We start from the raw sequence: 15,928 nt of genomic DNA on the forward strand, positions 1-15,928 counted from the left end.
GTGCAGCGCTGGGTGCACGTTAAAGGGGCAAGTTGCAATTCGTAAAGAAAAAAGCCCAACGACGGCGATGTTTCGCCTTTACCGACACAAGCCCCAACCACGTGATTGCAGGTGGAAATGGTCAGCATGAAGCGCGTTATAGTCTGGTGAAAGCGTCAGTTTAAAAAACCGACATGCGCCATCGCGGGCCTGATGCAGAAATTGTGCGTCGAGAGTTCCACCCGGCCAATCGTCGATCAAACTCAGCCTGCGACCATCAGCAAGCTGGAAGCCGCTGATATCAATTGCTGCAGCGGTGGAATGAGTGCTCATTCTTGTGGTTTCCCCCCTGCCGGTCCGCATCGCCCGGCAGTTATAGCTGCCGATATGGTTAATTTTCTGAACGGACACGCCCAAAAGCGCCATCGCCGCTGGTTGCAGGCTATGGTGTTCCCACATGGCAAGGCGCAACGCGATGGGGCAACTGGTTTCGACAGCATCAATTGATACATCCCCGACACCTGAAACCTCTACACGATTTCGGATATAGCACTGATCCGTATGTTCAAAGTCAGACATCGCAGTGACCGAACTATATTCCTCAAGCACGCGAAGGCACACAGCGGGTTCCGACGCTGCCTGCGACAGTTTCCATTGCGTGAATGGCGTCAGCGGGTCTGATATTTTTAATGGGTGAACAGGGTTCCAACTAGATGGCAAAGGCGTGTTCGGATGCATCAACAATTGATGACCGGCAACCACCAAGCCCCCTAGAAACAATAAAACAGCCGCCCCTCGTAATAAGGGACGGCCACGTCTTTTCTGTTCTACTTTGGCATTCTGCGCCTTTGCCTGACGTATGCCATTTCGCATATTCGTTTAGTAGCGGTAGTGTTCTGGCTTGAACGGACCTTCGACTGTAACGCCGATATAGTCAGCCTGTTCTTTCTTCAGCTCAGTCAATTTTACACCGATCCGATCAAGGTGAAGGCGGGCAACTTTTTCGTCCAGATGCTTGGGCAGGATAAACACGCCAGGCGCATATTCCTCGCCTTTGGTCCAAATCTCGATCTGCGCCAGCACTTGGTTCGTGAACGACGCAGACATCACAAAGGATGGGTGACCAGTCGCGTTACCAAGGTTCAACAAACGACCTTCAGAAAGCAGAATCAGACGGCTACCAGAAGGCATCTCGATCATATCGACCTGCTCTTTGATGTTAGTCCACTTGTGGTTCTTAAGCGCGGCAACCTGAATTTCGTTGTCAAAGTGACCGATGTTACCAACGATAGCCATATCCTTCATCTCGCGCATGTGCTCGATACGGATAACGTCTTTGTTGCCGGTGGTTGTGATGAACACGTCCGCACTGTCGACGACATCTTCAAGCACAACAACTTCGAAACCGTCCATTGCCGCCTGAAGCGCGCAGATCGGATCGACTTCGGTGACTTTCACGCGGGCGCCAGCACCAGCCAACGACGCGGCAGAGCCTTTACCAACATCGCCGTAACCACAAACGACTGCAACTTTACCAGCCAGCATAGTGTCGGTTGCGCGACGGATACCGTCGACCAGCGATTCCTTACAGCCGTATTTGTTGTCGAATTTAGACTTGGTGACAGAGTCGTTCACGTTGATCGCTGGGAAAGGCAGCTGGCCCTTCTTGTGCAGATCATAAAGGCGGTGAACGCCTGTTGTCGTTTCCTCAGAAACGCCTTTGATTGCTTCACGTGTTTTGGTGAACCAACCGGGTGTTTCGGCCATCCGCTTTTTGATCTGGTTAAAGATTGCTTCTTCTTCTTCAGATGTCGGCACTGACAAAACGTCTTCGCCTGCCTCAGCGCGCGCACCCAAAAGGATATAAAGCGTCGCGTCGCCGCCATCATCAAGGATCATGTTCGCGCCTTCTGGGAACTGGAAGGAACGATCAAGATAGTCCCAGTGTTCAACCAGTGACTGACCTTTGATCGCAAAGACCGGTGTACCGCCAGCAGCGATTGCCGCAGCGGCGTGATCTTGGGTTGAAAAGATGTTGCAAGACGCCCAGCGCACATCAGCGCCCAGCGCGACCAGTGTTTCGATCAAAACCGCAGTCTGGATCGTCATGTGCAGCGAACCAACGATCCGTGAACCGGCTAGCGGCTTGCTGTCACCGTATTCTGCGCGCAGTGCCATTAGGCCCGGCATTTCGGTTTCAGCAATATCCAATTCTTTTCGACCAAACGCGGCGAGGTCGATATCTTTTACAACATAATCTTGCGACATCATTCATTCTCCTAAGAAGGTTAAGTGCCAATACCATTGCAAGCACCTTGCCACAATCCAAAGCCACGTATTATCCAGTCCATTCAGTCGTTAATTAAGGCGGATTTATTATGAAGCAACCACGCGCATGGCAACGGATGCTATCAGGGCGAAGACTAGACCTGCTGGATCCCACGCCAGTAGATATTGAAATCGAAGATATTGCACACGGTTTGGCTTTTGTGGCGCGTTGGAACGGGCAGACGCGTGGCGATTTCGCCTATTCGGTTGCCGAACACTCGCTGCTTGTGGCCGAGATTTTCAAACTGCAACAGCCCAGCGCGCCTGTAAAATGGCAGCTGGCCGCCTTACTTCACGACGCCCCTGAATATGTGATTGGCGATATGATCAGCCCGGTGAAAGCCGCTGTCGGCCCCGATTACGAAGCCTTAGATACCCGGCTAACTGCCGCAATCCACATCAGGTTCGGACTGCCCGCGCAGATCCCCGCGACGGTAAAGCGGCACATCAAAAAAGCCGACAAACTTTCAGCATGGTTAGAGGCCGTGCAAATCGCCGGTTTCACCGAGGCCGAAGCGAACAAGTTTTTCGGCAAGCAAGATCCATCGCTGACCGAGAAGCTATCGATCCGATTGCGCGCTCCGATCGAGGTGCGCGACGAATTCACAAAGCGACATCAACAACTAATGGACGCCTTATGATTATTCGTGCCGCGATCCACGCAGATGCCGCAGACATGACAGCGCTGCTGAACAAAATCATCGCACTTGGTGGCTCTACGGCGCATCAAACTCCGTTTGACGTGGCACAAATGCAATCCCACTACATCGCGCCTTCGGCATTGATTAGTTGCCAAATCGCACACGACGCCGGGGCCGTCATCGGTTTTCAATGGCTAGGCTGGGCAGAGGAACCTGATGACCCGATGCCCGAAGGTTGGGGGGTTATCGCAAGCTTTGTTTCGCCGGACGCCTCAGGAAAGGGCGTCGGCCAGCACCTGTTCCATGCAACCAAAGCAGCGGCACTGGAAGCTGGAACACAGGTAATAGATGCCACGATCCGCGCCGATAACGTGGTGGGGCTGCGGTACTATTCCGGACTTGGGTTTCAGGACTATGACCGGCTTCGCAATATTCCACTACGCGATGGCACACCAGTGGACCGCATACGCAAACGCTTTGATCTTTAGTTCGCGGCCAGACCTGCGCCGCTGGTAATCAAAGATGGCACAATCTGCTGAATCACACGATGCCACCGTGTCACTGGCTGTTCTGCAATGAAAATGATGTCGTTGGGCAGCATAGTCATGCGCGTTGCCAGCACAAGATTTGCTGTATTGCGCCCATCGAGCTGCCACGCAGTGATCTGACCGTTTTCGTCGCCGCGCAACACATAGATTTGAGATGAATTAGCGGTTTTATTGGAAAACCCGCCCTTCGCGTATAATGCATCAGCAAGCGAAGCGTAGCTTTCAAACGGCAAGGCAAATCGGCCGGGCGCACTTACCTCTCCTGTTAGGTAAACGTAATCGCGCGGCACGGCGTCCAACACCGCCCTATCCTGAAAACTGGTGCGTTGTTCTGTAAGAGTAGCGCGCTGCAAATCCATTTCAGCGGTTAACGCTGCCAAAACCTGCCTCCGCGTCTGCTGTCGCAACTGTGTCAGCGCGATCTGTTTTTCGAAATACGCCTGCGCCTGGTCCAGTTCAAAAGTGATGTCCACGAAAATGCTATCCCCCGCGACAAGCCGCAGCTTTTGAAGTCCCGGATCGTCTAAATATTGCGCGAATGGGATCTGATATAGCGTGCCATCGCGGTACATTCGAATCGACACATATTTTCGGTCCGCAACCGTAACGCCACCAGCACGGGTCAGCGCCTCGTCCAAATAAAGCGGAGTAAGGTCCATCGCGATCACGACAGGCGCATTCACTGCGCCCCCTAAAGACACGCTTGCAGCATTAAACTGGATAATATCGAAACTAAATTTAGGATTTATTTGCGCAGCAATCAGGGTTTGGAATAACGCAGCTTCTGCCTGATCAACAGTTAACCCACCTATAATCACGCTGCCAACATCAGGTATCGTGATCCCCCCGTCATCGCGCACAGTATATTCTTGGGAGTGGGTTTGGGTTGCTACGCCACCAGCTAAACTCTCCGATAAGCGATGCGGTAACTGTGTTTGGATCGACACAACGTCCCCCACCCCGATCAAATATGGGCCGGGATCAACAGCGGGCGGTAAACTTGTTTCCATCAACGGAATCACAGGGGGGGCACCCAGTTCTGGCAATGCACCAACACCTAAGGCATTGCCCGACACACGAGCATTCTGGGTGAAATAATCGGGAAGACGACGAGGTGTGTAATCCGCCATATTAGCACTAACCAAGGTTTCCCTAGTAAGCTGGCGCACCAATACAACGTCACTTTGCTGTACAACCCGTGGCGACACATAGATAGCACCACACCCCTGTAATATCAGGGCCAATCCAAGCAGTGCATGACACGGCTGCATGATCAATCGAAGCAATTGAATTTTCTCATTCCTACCGACGCCCCAAGCCGCAGAATGAACGAATAGTGGTTAACGATTACTTAATAAAAGCAAAGCGATTACACCTAACCTTACCTTAAGCAATCGAGTCCATTTTGCTTCAAGTTGTCCCGCAGGATTCGATTAATGCCGCTTATAAGACCCACAGCGTTACGCCTTAGCAAAATGTTCACTCAGCGCCGACCAGAACGGCTCTGGGTTCATTCTTGCGTGGCCTTGTTAACCATCCTCTGTTTGCTGGCCGCGACCCAATCCATCAACCGGACCATCATCGAACGGCAAATGGTCGCCGCCACCGAAATACGCGCATCCCAATCGCAAATCATGCACGCGCACGAAATTATCTTAATCGCCGACAAACTGGCGATCAGCGATCACTCTGATGTTTCTCACCTTAACGAAGCAATCGCGCAATTAGAAAATAGCTATGATATTTCGATGACGGACCAGCGCTGGCTCAGGTCATTTGATGCAGCAAATTCGATCAGTATCATGGTGCAGCGTTTTACAGATACCGCCAAGCGCCTTGATCAGGCGACACCTGAACAACGTCGCAACTTAGCAAAACAACTCAACGAATTGTATGTCGAACAAGGATTACAAACCCACCTCACTGCAGCGACCGCGCTTATGGAACAACAGGCACGTAACGATACCGAACGCCTGTCATCACTGCAGCGCGCAATATTGATTATTTCAGCGATCGCACTTCTTGCTGAGGCTGGGTTTGTCTTTTTACCAACCCACCTCGCCGTTCAGTCCACCATTCAGCAGCTACAACGCCAAACAGCGACATTACGAGATTCACGGTCAGAGCTTCAGCAAGTAAATTCTAAATTAGAACAGATTGCTCACCAAGATCCGCTAACCGGTCTACCCAATCGCGCGCATCTCGCGGCATATTTAGAAAAGATGAGTAAGCGGAAAAGAACCAAAGAATTGTCGATACTGTTTATTGGTCTCGACAACTTTAAGTCTGTCAACAACTCTGCCGGACATGATTGTGGTGACGGTTTGCTGATTGCCGTTGGCCAAGCATTACAAAGCTGCATTGACGAAGACCACATGGTTGCCCGCGTTGGCGGCGACGAGTTTGTTGTTGTCACTGACGAACCTGCAAAAGAGCTGATCGGGCGAATACATGCTTCTGTCACCGACCCATTCGACGTTAAAGGGCGCCGCATCGCGATTAATGTCAGCATTGGATATCTTGAATTCAACTCAAAAGACGCCGATCCAATGGGGGTCATCGCAAATGCCGCCGTTGCACTGCATGCTGCCAAAAGCTTGGGCGAAAACAGTACACAGCTTTTTACCCAATCGTTGCGAGTGGACGCGAATAACCTTCAGTTGCTTCAAACGGAAATTGATGACGCGATAAAACGTGGTGAAATCGAACCGTGGTTCCAGCCTCAAATTCGATTGTGCGATGGGCGGCTTCATGGCGTTGAAGTTTTGGCGCGCTGGCGGCATCCGACCCGTGGGCTACTTACGCCCGATCGTTTTATACCTGCGGCTGAACGTGCCGGGCTTATTATTGACATGGACCACACGATTTGGCGCTCGGCAATGGCATACGCCGTTCTGTGGCAAAAAGAAGATCTTTGGCGCCCCTGCATTTCCTTGAATGCCGCGCCAGATACGATTTCGGACCCCTACCTCATTGAACGCTTCTTACTTGAATTACAGCGGTCAGGTCTTGGCGTGGATCAAGTCAACATCGAAGTCTTAGAAACGACGTTAATCAATGGCGCGGACGACATGGCTGCGATCAACATAGATAGCTTATCTGAATGTGGGATCGGGATCGAATTAGACGACTTCGGAACTGGCTACGCTTCGCTCTCAAAACTGACCCAATTACCATTAAATGGAATTAAGCTTGATCGTTCGCTTGTCGCTCCGCTTCCTGATGCCGCCGCCGACAGTGTAATTCGCGCTATCTTGGCGCTGGCAAGTGAACTTGGCCTAAGTGTCGTTGCCGAAGGAGTCGAAGAAGACGTTCAGGCCCAACATCTAAATGATCGCGGCTGCGCGATTGCTCAGGGCTATGGCTATGCCAAACCAATGCCCGCCGCTGAGTTTCGAGCTTGGCTTGAAAAACACGCGAAAACCACCCTACACATCCCACCACCAGATACACAAATTATCCAGCACACTTGAGGATTGAGTCCCCACAACGTATTTGAGAGGAGAGATAGCGCAAAGGAAACACCATTGGCCAATCATCTTTATCAGAATGACTTGCCAGACGGCTTGGACCTTGGACCCATCGTTGCAATCGACTGCGAAACAATGGGCCTTAATCCTCAGCGCGACCGGTTGTGCCTGATTCAAATGTCTGGCGGTGACGGTGAGTGCCATCTAGTCCAAGTCACGAAAGGGCAAACACATGCGCCAAATTTATGCGCCATGCTAAACGACCCAAATGTGCTAAAGCTGTTCCACTTTGGTCGTTTTGATATCACGGCGCTTTATAATGCCTTTGGTACGCTCAGCACGCCTGTTTATTGCACAAAAATCGCTTCGAAATTGGTCCGCACATACACTGACCGGCATGGGCTTCGGACATTGCTGCAAGATTTGATCGGCACGGATATTTCGAAGCACCAACAACAAAGCGACTGGGGTGCCGAAAAGCTTACAGATGCGCAGCTAAACTATGCGGCCTCTGATGTTTTGCATCTGCATAAACTCAAATCTGCGCTTGATGCCATGCTGGACCGCGAAGGCCGCACTGAAATCGCACAATCTTGTTTTGATTTTCTGCCCATGCGCGCCAAACTGGATCTTGCTGGTTGGCCTGACGTCGACATCTTTTCGCACTGATGGCAGATTCAGATAAATTCCTAAGCACCGGCCGACGCGTTATTCACGAGGAAGCGACTGCGTTACAGCAATTGGCAGACGGGCTTGGCGACAGTTTTGCAATGGCGGTTGATCTTTTACTTGCGGTCAAAGGGCGCGTTATCGTGTCTGGAATGGGTAAGTCCGGGCATATTGCGCGAAAAATTGCGGCGACCTTTGCAAGCACCGGCACGCCTGCACATTTCGTCCACCCAGCCGAGGCGAGCCACGGCGATCTTGGCATGATGACATCAGGGGATGTGGTACTGGTACTATCGAATTCCGGCGAAACACCTGAATTAGCAGACCTCGTGACCTATACACGCCGTTTTGGAATTCCGATGATCGGTGTCGCCAGCCGCCCAAACAGCACGCTACTGCAGCAAGCCGACGTCAGCATCACACTACCGCAACTTGGCGAAGCATGCGGATCAGGCGTTGTTCCGACCACGTCGACGACCATGACTCTTGCGCTTGGTGACGCGCTCGCGGTTGCGTTAATGGAGCATCGAAATTTCACCCCCGAAAATTTTCGGGAATTTCATCCGGGCGGCAAATTGGGTGCTCAATTGGCCAAAGTTTCTGACCTCATGCACGTTGGCCAAACCGTCCCCGTCGTTTCCTTCAACACGCCGATGACTGAAACCTTATTGATCATCAGCCAAAAGGGCTTTGGAGTGGTCGGAGTGGTGGACGATAATCAAACGCTCATCGGGGTTGTCACCGATGGCGACCTGCGGCGGCATATGTCAGGGCTCCTTGATCATAGTGCAGGTGAAATCATGACAAAAACCCCAACTGTCATTTCATCGCAATCGCTCGCTGCAGAGGCATTGGCCATTATGAATACCCGCAAAATTACGTGCTTATTTGCCGCCGACGAAAGCACTCCAGATAAAATTGCTGGGATACTGCACATCCATGACTGCCTTCGTGCGGGGGTCGTTTAATCATGGGCGGGCGGGACAACACGTATTCTAGAATTGTGGGGCTGGCAAAAATTGTACTGCCAATTGGTGCCCTTGTGTTGCTGTCCACGTTATTTATGTTTGCCCGTGATCCAAACGAGCCTGCAGATATTGATCTTACCGAAGTTGCAGAGATTGCGCGCGAGCAGCGGCTGTCTTCTCCAAAGTTTTCTGGGGTTACCGACGATGGTGCCGTTTTATCCATTGTGGCACGTAGCGCGCACCCAAGTTTAACAAATCCAGACACGGTCACGATCGATAGCATTCAAATGCGAATGGACAATCCCGGCGGTAGCTCAATCGACGTAACAGCGACGAATGGCGAATTGGATGGACCTGCGCGGATTGCACGGTTTTTAGGGCTCGCGCGGCTTGAAACCTCGACCGGATATAAGATGGAGACAAACGGTCTGATCGCTGAACTTGATAGCGGGGTCGTCACATCAGATGGATTGCTGGAAATACACGCCCCGTTCGGCGAATTGACTGCAGGAAAAGTAACGTTTCAGGTTTCCTCTGATCATGTTGGACAGCAGATGCTATTCACCAATGGCGTCAAACTGATATACAAACCGCAAGAGTGATCGCCGCATTAGCAAAGGAACTCAGCCAAGTGTTCAAGAATATCGCCATATTGTCGGCTATCATGTTTTCCGCTGGCAGCGCGTCTTATGCTCAAACCAATATTAATTTGGGCGGCATGACCGTCGATACGGCTGCTGCAATCGAAGTTTCGTCCGATAGTCTTGCGGTCGATCAAGACAGTGGCAAGGCAACATTCACCGGCAACGTTATTATTGGCCAAGGTGATCTGCGCCTGTCAGCGGCCCAAGTTGAGGTCGTTTATGCAGCTGAAAACAGCGAAATCGCCCAGCTCATTGCAACTGGCGGCGTAACATTCGTCACGGCAACCGAAGCCGCAGAAGCGCAAAGCGCTAACTATGATATTACGTCAGGGCTTTTGACGCTGACGGGTGACGTGCTGTTAACGCAAGGCGCAAGCGCGATTTCAGCGCAAACTATGGTGGTCAATGTGTCGACCGGCACAGCATCAATGGAAGGTCGTGTGCGCACCGTTCTTCAGCAAGGCGGTAACTGATGGATGGCTCAACGCTAAACTCTGATATTGGGTTACATATCGTTAACTTGCGTAAAAGCTATCGCAAGCGCCCAGTTATCCGTGATGTAACAATCGATTTAGGCCGCGGAGAGGTCGTTGCGTTGCTCGGACCGAATGGTTCTGGCAAAACAACGTGCTTTTATTCCATCGCTGGCCTCGTCGCGCCCGAAGGTGGCAAAGTCATCATTGATGGTCGCGAGGTCACCACGCTCCCGATGTATCGCCGCGCGCAGCTTGGCATCGGGTATCTGCCACAAGAGATGTCAATCTTTCGTGGCATGAATGTCGAAGACAACATCATGTCGATCTTGGAAATCGCCGTAAAAGACCGTCATCGGCGACGCGAAAGGTTGGAAGAGCTACTGTCCGAATTTTCCATCGAACATCTGCGCCGTGCGTCGGCAATGGCCCTTTCTGGTGGCGAACGTCGCCGTGTCGAGATCGCGCGCTGTCTTGCGGCAGGGCCAAAATATGTACTGCTTGACGAACCCTTTGCGGGCGTCGATCCAATCGCCGTTGGCGAAATCCGGCACTTGGTCGCTGACCTGAAAAATCGTGGGATTGGCGTTCTCATCACAGATCACAACGTCCAAGAAACGCTTCAAATCGTAGACCGTGCCTACATTCTACACGATGGAACAGTTTTGATGCATGGAACCACCGCCGAAGTGATCGCAGACGAAAATGTCCGGCGCGTGTATCTTGGCGACAGCTTTCGCGTAAACTGATTCTTTGCCGTCTCTGGCCACTGCAATATTGACAAAATCCCATTTTCGTCGCCAACTGTAGTAGATGACTGACCAAACTTCTTTTCCCGCAACCTCGCCGGCTTTTGTGCTGGGTGTAGGGAATAAGATTAACAAATTTGGGGTGTTATCGTTTTCCATAGATTAGGCGTGCGATGCTGCACCGCTTTGGCGGTGGCGTATTGTATGTCTGCAACCACAAGATAGGAGAAACGATGCGGTATCAAATCAGCGGTAAGCAAATCGACATTGGCGAAGCACTGCAGACACATGTGAAATCAGAACTCTCGGATATTTTGAATAAATATGCGGGGCGCCCGACCGAGGCATACGTCGTTTTCTCTAAATCTGGTCACGAATATGTCTGCGAATCCGTTGTGCATCTTTCAACTGGGCTTACGGCGCAAGCCACTGGCAAAGCGACTGAAATCTACGCAGCTCTTGATAGCAGTGCCGCGAAAATGGACAAACAGCTCCGTCGTTACAAGCGGCGGTTGAAGGATCACCACTCTGATCGGTCGCAACCGGTTGAACTTTCTGATGCTGGGTCCTATATCCTCGCACCAACAGACGAGTCAGAAGAGGCCGAGCAAGACACTGTAAACGCGATGATCGTCGCAGAGATGGAAACCAAAATTCCATCACTCTCGGTTGGTGAAGCGGTGATGCAAATGGAAATTGCAAGTGCTCCGGTGCTGGTTTTCCGCAATGAGAAACACAACGGAATTAATGTCGTCTATCGACGTGACGACGGAAATATTGGCTGGATTGACCCGAAAACGCTGGGTTAAGCCCCAGCGAAATTGGTGAGAGAAGCGACCCATGCAAGTTGCAGACATTCTAAAGCCAGAGGCGGTAAAGACAATCGCCTCTTGCACCAGCAAGAAGCGGTTGTTTCACGATTTGGGTGAATTGGCCGAGACAAGCTATGACCTAAAATCGACCGAAGTGATCGAGGCCCTCATCGAGCGTGAAGGTCTTGGTCCAACTGGTGTTGGCCATGGTATTGCGCTTCCGCATGCGCGGCTCGCTGGTGCGACAGCCGTTCAAGGAATCTTTTTGCGTTTGGAAAAACCGCTCAATTTCGATTCAGTTGACCGGCAGCCTGTTGATTTGGTGTTTTGCCTTATTGCGCCTGAATGCGCGGGTGTTGATCACCTAAAGGCACTTGCTTTGGTATCACGGACAATGCGCGATTCGGCCACCTGTACAAAACTGCGCGCAAATAGCGACCCGGCAACGCTTCATACGATTCTAACCGAAGCCCAGTCATCGCAGGCCGCTTAGGCCCAATTCGAAAACCCAAATACTGAATAGTCGCGTGTGAAGGCCTCGCGCGCGGCGTCTTCGATTTCTTGGTCATAAATCGACGTCAATCGATCATGATGCGGATGATCAGATGGAACAAGTTCGGGGCAATCGACGATCCCGACCTGCCCTGCCAAAATCTTTAGATCATTCGGTAACCGGTCTTCGCGCAGGATCATATCAGGCACAGAAAAATCAGCCATGCCCTGTAGTAATGTCAGTTGGCTGGCCCATGCTGGATCAACACGAATTGACGTTTGCCCCGCCAGATTATTTCTAAGGAACTTTAGAAAGCCCAGAAACAATTTGCGATGCAGCCTATCGTCATAGCCTGATCTATCGGACAAATCGGGTGCTTGTTCAGGAATTGCCAACCGGTGAACCTTGCGCAGGTTCGCCCGAATGCCGGGAAAACTTGCCGGTCCATCATCAAGGATACAATCACAAAACGCTGCATGCGCACGCGCTACAGGATGCCTAAGCACTGTAAAGCTGCGGTGACCAACATGATCCTGCTGCCAATGCCGTAGCGATTTTTGTGTGAATTTACGCTGTAACTCGCGCGGCCTAACCCCCTCAAGGTCACCGAGCCAACGCTTAATAGCCCAGTCAGGGCCCGAACGTAACGGCATATACAGCAACGCCGCTTTGTCAGCCGCAATGTAGGTTGGAACGGCGGCACCGCGCCGAGGTTCGAAATTTGGGGTACGCGTGAGGTCAAACCGGTCAGTCTGATGCAACGCATCTTTCATTTCTGAAAAATTGCTAACGCGGTCTTCAAGCGGCTCTGGGTTTTGTTTTTTGAGTTTTTTGTCGAGATTATCCAAGCGCGCCTCGACACCCAGATACGTGGCCAAACCATTCATAACATCCACATCACGCAAATCATCGTAACCGACATAAAACGCAGTCTGACCGCTACGCTGCAACGCGTTTTGCACCTCAATCTGGAATTCATGTATCGCAGAAAGCTGTGCTTCGAATTCATCGCAATCAAACTTAATTTGTAGCGATTTGGAATGGGTGGCGTTGGTCAGCTTCCACTGTCCAGTTTCCTTAGCAGTTTTCCAACTGACGTAGCTGTCAATCGGATTACGCGTCAGAATAATTTTTGCGCACCGAGGATCAGTCAAACACAAATTTAATGCCCGGCGGTCATGACTATGGAAGAATCGAAACCCGCACAGGCCATCATAGGATTTAACCCGTTCAATCAACTGCTGCGGATTCGCCTCGCGCTGTTCATAAGTTATACCCAAGATGTCTTCGGTCTTTGGGTAACCAATGAACGCGGGATTAAAAGCCTCGCCCTGACAGCTGACGCCATCAAGTGCATTCAGGTTTGCCTCTAGAAAATTGGACCCCGTGCGCATTTCGGCCAACACTATAAAGTAGTCGAAATTTCTCATTTATGACCAACCACATATGACTTTGGCTCTGACGTGGGCGGCGGCCGCTTTTCCGCATCCGCCAAAATATCCCCAGTGAGGAAGGGGTGCATCCCCTGGTTCTTTAGCTCCTGAAGAAACTCTGCCAGCCCCGTCAAATCAGCCATTTCGGGTAATGTTGACACTTCCTTTGCCTTGTGGCCCGCGATCTCATCAACCACTTCTTGTAGAATAGCACGTGGGTTTTCAAGAAAATCGGCCAGTGTGCAGATTTGAATGCGCGCATGAGCATCTGGCGCACGCAATACCTTTAGTAGTTTATGTTCAATCCGCTGCAGCCGAGCCGCTTCTGCACGTACTTTGCCTGCTGGTTTACCCGATAGAAATAGCGGAATGGACCACGCACCAGTGATCACCCAGACACGCGCATTTGTGTCATGCGCCAGCAACCACCGGATGGATTGGGTATCATCGGGACCAAACATAATACACTGATGCGTATCTCGGGCGTTCCAAACCAGATTGGTTAAAAACCCCGCAGCGTTATAGTCCCGTAAAACAGCGCTGTCGGATAAAGCACCGCTAAAAATCGGGGCGTCACCCGCAAAGTGCGCCTTATCTTTTGCATAAATATGTCCATGCACCTGCGCCCCCGTTTGCCCAGAGAGCCATTTTTCAAAGTTTGGAAACAGGCAGTCAAAGCCCTGCATCACAGAAAACGGGACCGCCGTAATTCCATTTGCACGTGCAACGTTAGGAAAGCGGCTTTGCATATAAAGACCTGGCCGACCGCGCGTTCGTCTTTCTAAAGCGCGACCAAAAATTCGATCAACTTTTCCGGTATTTGGCTTTGCATCTGTCAACTGGCTATCCGGCTGTCGAGGAAAAACGCGATACAACAGTCCGGCATTTGGCCAAATCTTGCGCGCCACAAAACATTCAGATCGGCGCAATATTTCAGCATGATCGTTGTAAAAAATATGCGGCTTTCCCTGAAAATCAAATTTTGACAACGTCAAAGACCGGCTTTGGATTCGCTTTGCATGCAAACGAGCAAGAGTTTGAAAATAGCTTTCGTCCGGGATCCAAACACGACGGAAATATCTATCGTAGGTGCGACGTTTCGGATCGTTTAAAATCGCGCCTAATGTATGACGCGTTAAGCACCACCACTGGGACCCCATATGGGGGACTAAGCCTGCTGGTATTCTGCGTTTCACACGCAGAACCTGCTGTAAACGAACATACCTATCAAACAATTTGCGGCGGCTTTTCCACGAAAACGGAAATCGCAACGTAAACCGTTCTCGATCAAGGCCGCCAACTGTCCACGGCACATCTGCCGTGGTCGCACTTTCAATGAAATCCGTTTTAGGCCGGTTGGATAGAAACGCGCGCAGCTCGGATACCGGCCGCAACGGCAAGCATGATCCAGACGCTAGAAATACGTGGCTCACTTCAGGAAAATTACGCAACATCATTTCAGAGGCAGCCTGCGTCGCTTCGACCAGCCCCCACATTCCCCACTCACAACGAAAGCGCTGACAGAACTGCACGGTTTCTAAATCTGCAAGTGACCGCGCAAAGCCGCCATAGGCATCAACGTCAACATTGCTATCTACATGAACCACGACGGGGCAACCGCCACCAACCCAATGCCGGATCACCTGCTCGGCACGATCGAATTCGGCATGCACCAACATGACAACACCAAATGTCATGCCCAGTTTCCCTTCGACATTAAGCCAAGCGCCTCTAATTGACGCCAGTTAATGTATTGCTCGCTCCACTGGCACCAAATCTCAGGGTCGGTATCGTTTTCAGTCACATAGGATTTGTATTCACGCCCGTGGCTATAATGTTCCGCACGATCCGCCTCTTCCAACGCCCGTTTAGAAAAGATGTTAAGAAACTTTGCGTGCAGTAATACGCCTGACGATTTTTCGCCGCCGTTTTGCCCGTAAACAAGGTTTAGCCCACGCGGCAGCAACATATGGGTCGAACTCACATAGGTGTATGACCTATCCCATTTTACAAATGGTATCTTATTGAGCGCGGGCGATTGACTGGGCTTGTCGTCAAAGAAAACGCGCGCGCGGGGGCCACCTTGAATCCACAAATTGCGATAAAGATCATTTAGCTTGATTGTATAATTCCCGGGATCAAACCAATTCGCCCATTTAAACGGATCGTCACCACGCCGATATACGGCGGCTGCCACGGGACCTTTTGGATACATATCCAGCATCATAGTCCCAAATGAACGTACCTCGGATGCTTCAAGCCAATCGGCAAGCGCACGTATCGGCCGGGTATCGCAAAACGGATAAACAAAAAATTCATCCACATCGACAGTCAAAGCCCAATGACCATGCGCATATTTGTCTTGAAGATAAGTAAGCCAATCGATGCCATACCGCGACCGCCCATATGCACCATCTGTTTTCCATAACGACACATCAGGATCGCCTGAAACATAGTCAGCCCCACCATCATCGCTGCCATTATCAACAAAGATAAAGTGGTTCACACCTAAATCCCGGTAATACTGCAGAAAAAACGGCAATCGAATGTCTTCGTTTCGAAATGTGCAGAACAGGATAATATCGGTCGGGCGGATTGAATGTGTACGATCTTGCACAGCCGTCAGCTCGCGCCCCTTACGGCGCGCGCGCAACTTCCAACGCTTTCGGCGCATCCGCAAACGATATGAAGTCCATGCTCCCAAACTAGTTCCTCTTTTGC

General features: G+C 51.2%; 16 protein-coding genes. 10 read left to right on the forward strand and 6 right to left on the reverse strand.

The window, feature by feature from the left end:
- Positions 1-78: 78 nt before the first annotated feature.
- Both CYQ09_RS16965 and ahcY read right to left on the reverse strand, forming a co-directional pair.
- On the reverse strand, positions 79-741 hold the full coding sequence (locus CYQ09_RS16965) for an extensin family protein (RefSeq protein WP_239495989.1): 663 nt from the start codon (positions 739-741) through the stop codon (positions 79-81).
- 117 nt (positions 742-858) lie between these two features.
- Positions 859-2,247, reverse strand: a complete 1,389-nt coding sequence (gene ahcY, locus CYQ09_RS16970; RefSeq protein WP_106746692.1) for an adenosylhomocysteinase — start codon at positions 2,245-2,247, stop codon at positions 859-861.
- 110 nt (positions 2,248-2,357) lie between these two features.
- Here ahcY and CYQ09_RS16975 point away from each other — a divergent pair, with 110 nt between their 5' ends.
- Positions 2,358-2,948, forward strand: coding sequence for a YfbR-like 5'-deoxynucleotidase (locus CYQ09_RS16975; RefSeq protein ID WP_106746591.1), 591 nt, complete (start codon positions 2,358-2,360; stop codon positions 2,946-2,948).
- Positions 2,945-3,436 (forward strand): GNAT family N-acetyltransferase, encoded by a 492-nt coding sequence (locus CYQ09_RS16980; RefSeq protein WP_106746592.1) that lies wholly within the window; start codon positions 2,945-2,947, stop codon positions 3,434-3,436. Before CYQ09_RS16975 ends, CYQ09_RS16980 begins: the two co-directional genes overlap by 4 nt.
- Here CYQ09_RS16980 and CYQ09_RS16985 read toward each other — a convergent pair.
- Positions 3,433-4,782 (reverse strand): polysaccharide biosynthesis/export family protein, encoded by a 1,350-nt coding sequence (locus tag CYQ09_RS16985; RefSeq protein ID WP_239495990.1) that lies wholly within the window; start codon positions 4,780-4,782, stop codon positions 3,433-3,435. The genes CYQ09_RS16980 and CYQ09_RS16985 overlap by 4 nt on opposite strands.
- Before the next feature lie 150 nt (positions 4,783-4,932).
- Here CYQ09_RS16985 and CYQ09_RS16990 point away from each other — a divergent pair, with 150 nt between their 5' ends.
- The 8 genes from CYQ09_RS16990 to CYQ09_RS17025 all read left to right on the forward strand — a co-directional run bounded on the left by CYQ09_RS16990 (position 4,933) and on the right by CYQ09_RS17025 (position 11,774).
- Positions 4,933-6,969 carry a putative bifunctional diguanylate cyclase/phosphodiesterase gene (locus CYQ09_RS16990; protein WP_239495991.1) on the forward strand — a complete coding sequence of 679 codons (2,037 nt, stop codon included), beginning with the start codon at positions 4,933-4,935 and terminating at the stop codon, positions 6,967-6,969.
- Positions 6,970-7,023: 54 nt separating this feature from the next.
- Positions 7,024-7,635, forward strand: a complete 612-nt coding sequence (locus CYQ09_RS16995; protein ID WP_106746595.1) for a ribonuclease D — start codon at positions 7,024-7,026, stop codon at positions 7,633-7,635.
- Positions 7,635-8,603 carry a KpsF/GutQ family sugar-phosphate isomerase gene (locus CYQ09_RS17000; protein WP_106746596.1) on the forward strand — a complete coding sequence of 323 codons (969 nt, stop codon included), beginning with the start codon at positions 7,635-7,637 and terminating at the stop codon, positions 8,601-8,603. The genes CYQ09_RS16995 and CYQ09_RS17000 overlap by 1 nt, the downstream gene beginning before the upstream one ends.
- Positions 8,604-8,677: 74 nt before the next feature.
- The gene (locus tag CYQ09_RS17005; RefSeq protein ID WP_239495992.1) at positions 8,678-9,205 is read left to right on the forward strand and encodes a hypothetical protein; all 528 of its coding nucleotides are present in this window, start codon (positions 8,678-8,680) and stop codon (positions 9,203-9,205) included.
- A 29-nt stretch (positions 9,206-9,234) separates the two neighbouring features.
- Positions 9,235-9,720 carry an LptA/OstA family protein gene (locus CYQ09_RS17010; protein ID WP_430383359.1) on the forward strand — a complete coding sequence of 162 codons (486 nt, stop codon included), beginning with the start codon at positions 9,235-9,237 and terminating at the stop codon, positions 9,718-9,720.
- Entirely contained in the window at positions 9,720-10,469 is a 750-nt protein-coding gene (gene lptB, locus CYQ09_RS17015; RefSeq protein WP_106358651.1) for an LPS export ABC transporter ATP-binding protein, read from the forward strand. Before CYQ09_RS17010 ends, lptB begins: the two co-directional genes overlap by 1 nt.
- A 233-nt stretch (positions 10,470-10,702) precedes the next feature.
- Complete coding sequence (gene hpf, locus CYQ09_RS17020; protein WP_106746694.1) at positions 10,703-11,278, forward strand: ribosome hibernation-promoting factor, HPF/YfiA family; 576 nt, start codon at positions 10,703-10,705, stop codon at positions 11,276-11,278.
- A gap of 31 nt (positions 11,279-11,309) precedes the next feature.
- Positions 11,310-11,774 carry a PTS sugar transporter subunit IIA gene (locus CYQ09_RS17025; RefSeq protein ID WP_106746598.1) on the forward strand — a complete coding sequence of 155 codons (465 nt, stop codon included), beginning with the start codon at positions 11,310-11,312 and terminating at the stop codon, positions 11,772-11,774.
- Here the strand turns inward: CYQ09_RS17025 and CYQ09_RS17030 are convergent.
- The 3 genes from CYQ09_RS17030 to CYQ09_RS17040 are packed head-to-tail and all read right to left on the reverse strand — an operon-like array spanning position 11,771 to position 15,881.
- Positions 11,771-13,204, reverse strand: a complete 1,434-nt coding sequence (locus CYQ09_RS17030) for a nodulation protein NodH (RefSeq protein WP_106746599.1) — start codon at positions 13,202-13,204, stop codon at positions 11,771-11,773. The two genes, CYQ09_RS17025 and CYQ09_RS17030, sit on opposite strands and share 4 nt — an antisense overlap.
- A complete protein-coding gene (locus CYQ09_RS17035; protein ID WP_106746600.1) occupies positions 13,201-14,904 on the reverse strand; it encodes a beta-1,6-N-acetylglucosaminyltransferase in 1,704 nt (567 codons plus the stop codon). The genes CYQ09_RS17030 and CYQ09_RS17035 overlap by 4 nt, the downstream gene beginning before the upstream one ends.
- Positions 14,901-15,881 (reverse strand): glycosyltransferase family 2 protein, encoded by a 981-nt coding sequence (locus tag CYQ09_RS17040; protein ID WP_106746601.1) that lies wholly within the window; start codon positions 15,879-15,881, stop codon positions 14,901-14,903. Before CYQ09_RS17040 ends, CYQ09_RS17035 begins: the two co-directional genes overlap by 4 nt.
- Between the last annotated feature and the right edge of the window lie 47 nt (positions 15,882-15,928).

Source organism: Yoonia maritima (genome assembly GCF_002933395.1).
In the GTDB taxonomy this organism is placed as follows: domain Bacteria; phylum Pseudomonadota; class Alphaproteobacteria; order Rhodobacterales; family Rhodobacteraceae; genus Yoonia; species Yoonia maritima_A.

Bases quoted from the DNA above. Each gene is read 5' to 3' on its own strand.
- ahcY (WP_106746692.1), bottom strand. From the start codon at position 2,247: ATGTCGCAAGATTATGTTGTAAAAGATATCGACCTCGCCGCGTTTGGT.
- CYQ09_RS16975 (WP_106746591.1), top strand. From the start codon at position 2,358: ATGAAGCAACCACGCGCATGGCAACGGATGCTATCAGGGCGAAGACTA.
- CYQ09_RS16980 (WP_106746592.1), top strand. From the start codon at position 2,945: ATGATTATTCGTGCCGCGATCCACGCAGATGCCGCAGACATGACAGCG.
- CYQ09_RS16990 (WP_239495991.1), top strand. From the start codon at position 4,933: ATGCCGCTTATAAGACCCACAGCGTTACGCCTTAGCAAAATGTTCACT.
- CYQ09_RS17000 (WP_106746596.1), top strand. From the start codon at position 7,635: ATGGCAGATTCAGATAAATTCCTAAGCACCGGCCGACGCGTTATTCAC.
- lptB (WP_106358651.1), top strand. From the start codon at position 9,720: ATGGATGGCTCAACGCTAAACTCTGATATTGGGTTACATATCGTTAAC.
- hpf (WP_106746694.1), top strand. From the start codon at position 10,703: ATGCGGTATCAAATCAGCGGTAAGCAAATCGACATTGGCGAAGCACTG.
- CYQ09_RS17025 (WP_106746598.1), top strand. From the start codon at position 11,310: ATGCAAGTTGCAGACATTCTAAAGCCAGAGGCGGTAAAGACAATCGCC.
- CYQ09_RS17030 (WP_106746599.1), bottom strand. From the start codon at position 13,204: ATGAGAAATTTCGACTACTTTATAGTGTTGGCCGAAATGCGCACGGGG.
- CYQ09_RS17035 (WP_106746600.1), bottom strand. From the start codon at position 14,904: ATGACATTTGGTGTTGTCATGTTGGTGCATGCCGAATTCGATCGTGCC.
- CYQ09_RS17040 (WP_106746601.1), bottom strand. From the start codon at position 15,881: ATGCGCCGAAAGCGTTGGAAGTTGCGCGCGCGCCGTAAGGGGCGCGAG.